The following is a 6,968-nucleotide window of genomic DNA, read 5'->3' as shown; positions in this document are numbered from 1 at the left end:
CGTGGGTGTTCACGAACAGCGTGTGGCCGCCGTCGATGAGGTGCTGGGCCATCGGGGTGCCCATGATGCCGAGTCCGATGAATCCGATGTTTGCCATGATGTGTTCTCCTTTATGTGTGGGTCTCTGTCGGGGCGGGGGTGGGCGTCAGCGGGTCAGCGCGTCGACCCAGCCGAGCCCTTCGCGCGTTGTCGCGGCCGGCTTGTATTCGCAGCCGATCCAGCCCTGATAGTTGCTGCGGTCGATGAAGTCGAACAGGAAGCGGTAGTTGATCTCGCCCGTGCCTGGCTCGTTGCGGCCCGGGTTGTCGGCGAGCTGGATGTGGGCGATCTGCGGCAGATAGCGGGCGATGGTGTTCGCGAGTTCGCCTTCCATGCGCTGCGCGTGGTAGATGTCGTACTGGATGAAGAGGTTGTCCGACCCGACCGCTTCGAGGATCTCCGCCGCCTGCGCCGTGCGGTTCAGGTAGAAGCCGGGGATGTCGTAGGTGTTGATCGGCTCGACGAGCAGGCGGATGTCGGCTTCCTTCAGTTTGCCCGCGGCAAAGCGCAGGTTCTCTATGAAGGTCTCGCGCACGCGGCCGGCATCGACGTCGGCGGGCGTCTTGCCCGCGAGGCAGTTCACCTGCTTGCAACCCAAGGCCTGCGCATATTCGATCGCGCGACCGACGCCGTCCTGGAATTCGCCGATGCGCGACGGATCGCAGGCGATGCCGCGCTCGCCGGCTTCCCAGTTGCCGGCGGGCAGGTTGTGCAGCACTTGCGTCAGGCCGTAGCGGTCGAGCTTCTCGGCGAGCTCTTCCTTCTTGAAGGCGTAAGGGAAGAGGTACTCGACGCCCTTGAAGCCCGCGTCGGCGGCCGCTTCGAAGCGATCGAGGAAAGCGTGCTCGTTGAAGAGCATCGTCAGGTTGGCAGCAAATCGGGGCATCTCTTGTCTCCTAAGATTCAGTCGAGCAGCGCCACGGCCGTCGGCGCGTCGGCGCGGCTTTCGGCCAGCGCCTCGAATTCGTTGATGGCGTTGATCTCGGTGCCCATCGCGATGTTGGTGACGCGTTCGAGGATGATCTCGACCACCACCGGCACGCGGAACTCCTCCATCCACGCCTTGGCCTGCGCGAAGGCGGGACCGATGTCCTGCGGCTTCCTCACTCGGATCGCCTTGCAGCCGAGCCCTTCGACGACGCCGATGTGATCAACGCCGTAGCCTTCGGTCTCGGGCGCATTGATGTTCTCGAACGCGAGCTGCACGCAGTAGTCCATGTCGAAACCGCGCTGCGATTGGCGGATCAGGCCGAGGTAGGCGTTATTCACGACGACGTGGATGTAGGGCAGCTTGAACTGCGCGCCCACGGCGAGCTCCTCGATCATGAACTGGAAGTCGTAGTCGCCCGAAATGGCGACGACCTTGCGCTTCGGGTCCGCGGCGACGACGCCGAGGGCCGCCGGCACGGTCCAGCCGAGTGGGCCGGCCTGCCCGCAGTTGATCCAATGCCGCTCCTTGTACACATGCAGGAATTGCGCGGCGGCGATCTGCGACAAGCCGATCGTCGTGACGTAGCAGGTGTCCTTGCCGAAGGACTTGTTCATCTCTTCATAGACGCGCTGCGGCTTCATCGGCACCTCGTCGAAGTGCGTCTTGCGCAGCATCGTGCGCTTGCGGCCCTGGCATTCCTCGACCCACTGGCGACGGTCGGGGAGGTCGCCAGCGGCCTTCATCTCGCGGGCGACTTCGATCAGGCGATCGAGCGCAGCGCCGGCGTCGGAGACGATGCCGTAGTCCGGCCCGAAGACGCGGCCGATCTGCGTCGGCTCGATGTCGATATGCACGAACTTGCGGCCCGCGGTATAGACTTCGACGGAGCCCGTGTGGCGATTCGCCCAGCGGTTGCCGATGCCGATCACGAAGTCCGACGCAAGCATCGTCGCGTTGCCATACTGGTGCGAGGTCTGCAGGCCCACCATGCCGGCCATCAACGGATGGTCGTCGGGAATCGATCCCCAGCCCATCAACGTCGGGATTACCGGCACGCCCATGATCTCGGCGAACTGCTGCAGCTTCGCCGCGGCATCCGCATTGATCACGCCGCCGCCCGAGACGATCAGCGGACGCTCGGCCGCGTTCATCATCGCGATCGCCTTCTCGGCCTGAGCGCGCGTTGCGGCGGGCTTGTAGACCGGCAGCGGCTCGTAGGTGTCGATGTCGAACTCGATCTCGGCCATCTGCACGTCGAAGGGCAGGTCGATCAGCACCGGCCCGGGGCGGCCCGAGCGCATCAGGTGGAAAGCCTGCTGGAACACGCGCGGCACCTGTGCCGGCTCGCGCACCGTCACGGCCCACTTCGTCACCGGCTTCGCGATCGATTCGATATCGACCGCCTGGAAGTCCTCCTTGTACAGGCGGGCGCGCGGCGCCTGGCCGGTGATGCAAAGGATCGGTATCGAATCGGCCGACGCGGAGTAGAGGCCGGTGATCATGTCGGTGCCCGCGGGGCCCGAGGTGCCGATGCACACGCCGATGTTGCCGGCCTTGGTGCGGGTGAAGCCCTCGGCCATGTGCGAGGCGCCCTCGACGTGACGGGCGAGGTAGTGCTTGAAGCTGCCGTCCTTGCGGATGGCCGAATACAGCGGGTTGATCGCTGCGCCGGGGATGCCGAACAAGGTCGTGATGCCTTCCTTGCGCATCACTGCTGTAGCGGCGTCGACTGCTCTCATGCGGGCCATGGTGTCTCCTCCTGTTTCCGTTTCGGCTCGAGGCCGTTGATTGACGTTGGATGCAGGATAGGGAGGAATGTCGGCCGGATGAATTGCCGCAGCGATCGTTTCTATCGATACTTCAAGTATCGACTCGGCGCAAAGAAAAGCCCCGGCGCCTGGCCGGGGCTCGTGCTCCGAGGAGCGTGTGCGATTGTTGTGAACTGAGCCTTACTTGCTCAGTTCGTGACCGATGATGCCGCCGACGGCCGCGCCGCCCACCGCGCCTGCAGTGGAGCCGCCGGTCGCCGCACTACCTACGCCCGCGCCGGCCGCGGCACCCAGCACGGTGCCGCCGGTGGTGGAACAGGCGGAGACGCTAAAGGCGGCAGTGACAATGGCGATAATCGAAATCAGCTGTTTCATGATGTCCTCCTTCCGGTTTGATCCGGGAGCGGGGATGCAGCGCCGTCAAGCGGTGATCAGCGCGGCGCCGAAGTCCCTTGCTCGTTAACCGTGGACGGGTTGTTCGTCGAAGGCGTGGTCGAACTCGACGGCGGCGGTGTCGACGAAGGCGCTGTTGCCGGCGGGGCCATGGTGCTCGGAGCGGTGGTGCTCGGCGGTGGCGGTGCCGACATGTTCGCGTCCTTGTCCTTGCCCTTGCCACACGCCGCGAGCAGCGGCACGGTCAGCAGGACGACCAGTGCGCCCCGGGAGATCTTGTTCAGTGTCATGGTCCTATGCTCCTCAGCCTTGACGGCTCTTCAACTGGATATCGTTCCTGACGGATTCGACGCCCTTGACGCCACGCGCCAGTTCGACGGCGCGGTCGATTTCCGTCTGCGTGTTCGCAAAGCCGGATAACTGGACGACGCCCTTGAAGGTCTCGACCTTGATATCGAGCGCCTTCACCGTCTTGTCGGCGACGAACGCACTCTTGACCTTGGTCGTGATCACGCTGTCGTCGAGGTATTCGCCGGTGCTCTCCTTGTTCGGACTTGCGCTACAGGCGCCTACAGCGGTGGCGAGCAGTGCAAGCACGAAACCTCTTCGAGTAATGCTTTGGCTTTGCATGATGTTTCCTCCTTTCAGCCCTTGCTGGGTTGCGGCGGTGTGCCGCGATTCTTGTCCTGAAGGCTCTTGATCAGGCCGTCAGTGCCCCCTTTCGAGATTTCCGTAGCGAAGCTGCCACGGTAATTCGTGACCAGGCTCACGCTGTCGATCGCGACGTCGTACACCTTCCAGCTGTCGCCATTCTTCGCGAGCCGGTAATCGACCGTGATCGGCTTCGTGCCGGGCTGGTTGATTTCCGTATGCACCGAGGCTTCGCCTTCCTTCGGCGCGCCCGGCGACGGCTTCACCGTCACGGTCTGGTTACGGTAGTTCGTCAGCGCATTCGCATAGGTACGGACCAGCAAGGTGCGGAACTCACGCGTCAGCGATTCACGCTGACCCGGGTTCGCCTGCTTCCAACCTTGGCCGACGGCGAGGCTGGTCATTCGCGGAAAGTCGAAGTGCGGGCTGACCTTGTCCTCGATCAGCGACATCGCCTTGCGCTGGTTACCCGCCTGCAGCTCCTTGTCCTGCTTCAGGATCGACAGGACGTCATCGGTCACGCTCTTCACCAGCGCATCCGGCGCCTCCTGCGCTGCGCTCGACGCCAGCGGCGCGAAGAGCAGCGGGAGGCAGACTAGAGAGGCTCGAAGTTGTCGGATCATGTATCAGCTCCTTGTGTCGAGGCCTTACTGCTTGGGACGCGGCTTCTGCATCTCGGCGGCATTCCATTCCAGCAGCGAAACCTTTCCGTTGTGATCGGTGTCCAGCGAGTCGAAGGTGCTCAGGATTTCGGCCGAGCGCTTGGCCTCGTCACGGCTGATCTGGCCGTCCCTGTTCGTGTCGAGCTCCTTGAACATCGGCGGCACTTCCGGCTTGCCCAGTTCAGCCGGTGTCGTGGGGGAAGGCGTCGTGGAACCGGTACCCATGGCCGGCGCCGACTTCGTCGCATCGGCAGCGCTGGCGCCGAGCGGCAGGGCACCAGCAAGTACCAATGCAACGATACTGAGGGCGGTTTTCATCACGGTTCTCCTCTACGAAGATGAGATGGTGTTCGGTGGGGCAGCTGATCCCATCCTATGAAGCGGCGCGGGCGGCGTCTGTCGGACGAGGCGGAATCGCGTGTAGGACTAGTCCTGCAAGGAAGACGCGGGGGAGGGTGCCCGCCACGGAGGTTCGCCATGAAACTGATCAAGCCGACTCGTGCCGACGTCCTTGCCGAGCGCATTGCGCGTCACGGCCGCCACGCCTTGCTGGCGCTGGGTTGCGGGCTGGTGGTGCTGCTCCTCGTATCGAGTTTCGGGCAGGCCGGCGCGAGCCTCGACGCGCTGGAGGAACTGCAGCTCCAGTCCGAACGGACGGGGCGGCTCGACAGCATGCTGATTCAACTCGTCGACGCCGAGAGCGGCGTGCGCGGCTACCTCCTTACCCGCAACCGCGCCTATCTCGAGCCCTACCTGAACAGCCTCGCGACCGTGAAATACACGCTCGAAGACATGCGTCAGGACACCGCGACCTGGCAGCAGAGCGAAGGCGATCTCGCCCAGCTCACGGGACTTATCACGCTCAAGATGCGCATCATGTCCGACGAAGTCGCGCGCGGACGCGTCGACGACGAGGGGGCGGGCGACGGCCGCCGGTATATGGACGGCATCCGCAAGACGCTCGCGGAGATCAAGCGACGTACAGTCGCGCACGGCCAGCGTTCGCTCGAGGAGTCCATCGGCCACGTCGAGCGCACGCGCTGGGTCGTCGCGACCTTGTCGGGCGCCGTGCTCGTCCTGCTGCTGATCCTGTTCGTGACCTTCCGCCGCCAAGTGCGCCTGCGCGAGCAGATCGCCGGACTGCTGCACGAGGAGAACCGCCGGCTCGAAGGCCTCGTGCGCGCACGTACCGCGGAGCTATCGGATCTCGCGAGCTACCTCACCAACGCCCGCGAAGCCGAGCAGGCCCGCCTCGCCCGCGAACTGCACGACGAACTCGGCGCACTGCTCACCGCCGCGCGGATGGACATCGCGTGGATCATGCGCAAGATCGACCCTGCGGCGCTTCTCCCGCACCGCGAGCGCTTCGACCGGCTGATCAGCACCGTCGACAGCGGCATCGCCCTCAAGCGCCGCATCACCGACGACCTGCGTCCGCCCTTGCTGCAGGAGCTCGGGCTCGTTGCGGCGCTGCGCACGCTGGGAGAGGAATTCGCCCAGAGCGCAGGCGTGAAGGTCACGCTCGATCTGCCGGATGCGGACCTCGAGCTGCCGCCCGACAGCGCGCTCGCCTTGTTCCGCATCGCCCAGGAAGCGCTCACCAACATCCGCCGCCACGCGGCCGCGCGCCACGTCAAACTCGCGCTGCAGCCCTTGCATGACAGCCTGCGCCTCATCATCCAGGACGACGGCACCGGATTCGACCCTGCCACCGCACACAAAGGGCATCACGGCATGGCCGGCATGCGCCACCGCATGCAGATGCTGAGCGGCGACCTCCACGTCGACAGCATGCCCGGCGACGGCACGCGCATCGTCGCGAGCGTGCCCGTGACCGCGCGTTACGCGACGATGAGTCCGTGATGAATCGCGTAGGCGGCGAGTTCCGCGTTGCTCGCGACGCCCAACTTTTCGAGGACGCGCGAGCGGTAAGTGCTGACCGTCTTTACGCTCAACGCGAGCGACTCGGCGATGTCCGACACCGATTCGCCCTTCGCGAGCCGCAGGAAGACCTGCAGTTCCCGCTCCGACAACTGCTCGTGCGCTAGCCCCGCCCCGTCGCCGCTCACCTCCGCCGCGAGCAGCTCGGCGGTGCGCGCCGACACATAACGCCGCCCCGACGCGACCGTGCGGATCGCGCGCACCAGCTCCTCGTGGTCGCAATCCTTGCACAGATAACCGTCGGCGCCGTTGCGCAGCATCGCGACTGCGTAACGCTCCTCGGGAAAGCCCGACAACACCAGCACGCCCAAGGCGTCGTAGCGCTGGCGGATCGCCCGCAGCACGTCCACCCCGCTCTGGCCGGGCAGCGCGATGTCGAGCAGCACCACGTCGCAGGGCGTCTCGCGCAGCCGTTCGAGCGCATCTTCGCCCGACGCCGCCTCGAACGCGATCTCCAAGTCGAGCTCTTCGGAGAGAATCTCGCGAAAGCCGGTGCGGACAATCTCGTGGTCGTCGACGATCGCGATCTGCAGCATGGCTGCTCCTTCTCGGGTTCCAGGGAGTTAGTCCGCCTCTCCCCGC

General features: G+C 65.1%; 10 protein-coding genes. 1 reads left to right on the top strand and 9 read right to left on the bottom strand.

Annotated features, from left to right (window positions below):
• From VJ673_RS23230 to VJ673_RS23195, 8 genes are all read right to left on the bottom strand, one after another.
• On the bottom strand, window positions 1-97 hold a 97-nt coding region (locus tag VJ673_RS23230), incomplete at its 3' end, for an NAD(P)-binding domain-containing protein (RefSeq protein WP_324128560.1).
• 48 nt (window positions 98-145) lie between these two features.
• Window positions 146-925, bottom strand: a complete 780-nt coding sequence (gene hyi / locus VJ673_RS23225; RefSeq protein ID WP_324128559.1) for a hydroxypyruvate isomerase — start codon at window positions 923-925, stop codon at window positions 146-148.
• A 17-nt stretch (window positions 926-942) separates the two neighbouring features.
• Entirely contained in the window at window positions 943-2,718 is a 1,776-nt protein-coding gene (gcl, locus tag VJ673_RS23220) for a glyoxylate carboligase (protein ID WP_324128558.1), read from the bottom strand.
• Between the two features lie 201 nt (window positions 2,719-2,919).
• Complete coding sequence (locus tag VJ673_RS23215) at window positions 2,920-3,114, bottom strand: YMGG-like glycine zipper-containing protein (RefSeq protein WP_324128557.1); 195 nt, start codon at window positions 3,112-3,114, stop codon at window positions 2,920-2,922.
• Between the two features lie 56 nt (window positions 3,115-3,170).
• Window positions 3,171-3,422, bottom strand: a complete 252-nt coding sequence (locus VJ673_RS23210) for a hypothetical protein (protein WP_324128556.1) — start codon at window positions 3,420-3,422, stop codon at window positions 3,171-3,173.
• 13 nt (window positions 3,423-3,435) lie between these two features.
• Entirely contained in the window at window positions 3,436-3,762 is a 327-nt protein-coding gene (locus VJ673_RS23205) for a BON domain-containing protein (RefSeq protein WP_324128555.1), read from the bottom strand.
• A 14-nt stretch (window positions 3,763-3,776) separates the two neighbouring features.
• Window positions 3,777-4,406: an MlaC/ttg2D family ABC transporter substrate-binding protein gene (locus VJ673_RS23200; protein ID WP_324128554.1), complete on the bottom strand. Its 630-nt coding sequence runs from the start codon at window positions 4,404-4,406 to the stop codon at window positions 3,777-3,779.
• A 24-nt stretch (window positions 4,407-4,430) separates the two neighbouring features.
• Window positions 4,431-4,763, bottom strand: a complete 333-nt coding sequence (locus VJ673_RS23195) for an EF-hand domain-containing protein (RefSeq protein WP_324128553.1) — start codon at window positions 4,761-4,763, stop codon at window positions 4,431-4,433.
• A 159-nt stretch (window positions 4,764-4,922) separates the two neighbouring features.
• Between VJ673_RS23195 and VJ673_RS23190 the strand changes: the two genes are divergently transcribed.
• Window positions 4,923-6,308: a CHASE3 domain-containing protein gene (locus VJ673_RS23190; protein WP_324128552.1), complete on the top strand. Its 1,386-nt coding sequence runs from the start codon at window positions 4,923-4,925 to the stop codon at window positions 6,306-6,308.
• Here the strand turns inward: VJ673_RS23190 and VJ673_RS23185 are convergent.
• Window positions 6,287-6,922, bottom strand: coding sequence for a response regulator transcription factor (locus VJ673_RS23185; RefSeq protein ID WP_324128551.1), 636 nt, complete (start codon window positions 6,920-6,922; stop codon window positions 6,287-6,289). The two genes, VJ673_RS23190 and VJ673_RS23185, sit on opposite strands and share 22 nt — an antisense overlap.
• Window positions 6,923-6,968: the final 46 nt, after the last annotated feature.

The sequence above is a fragment of the Aromatoleum sp. genome, assembly GCF_035254505.1.
Lineage (GTDB): Bacteria > Pseudomonadota > Gammaproteobacteria > Burkholderiales > Rhodocyclaceae > Aromatoleum.
This window is presented reverse-complemented; position numbering and strand designations above follow the sequence as displayed.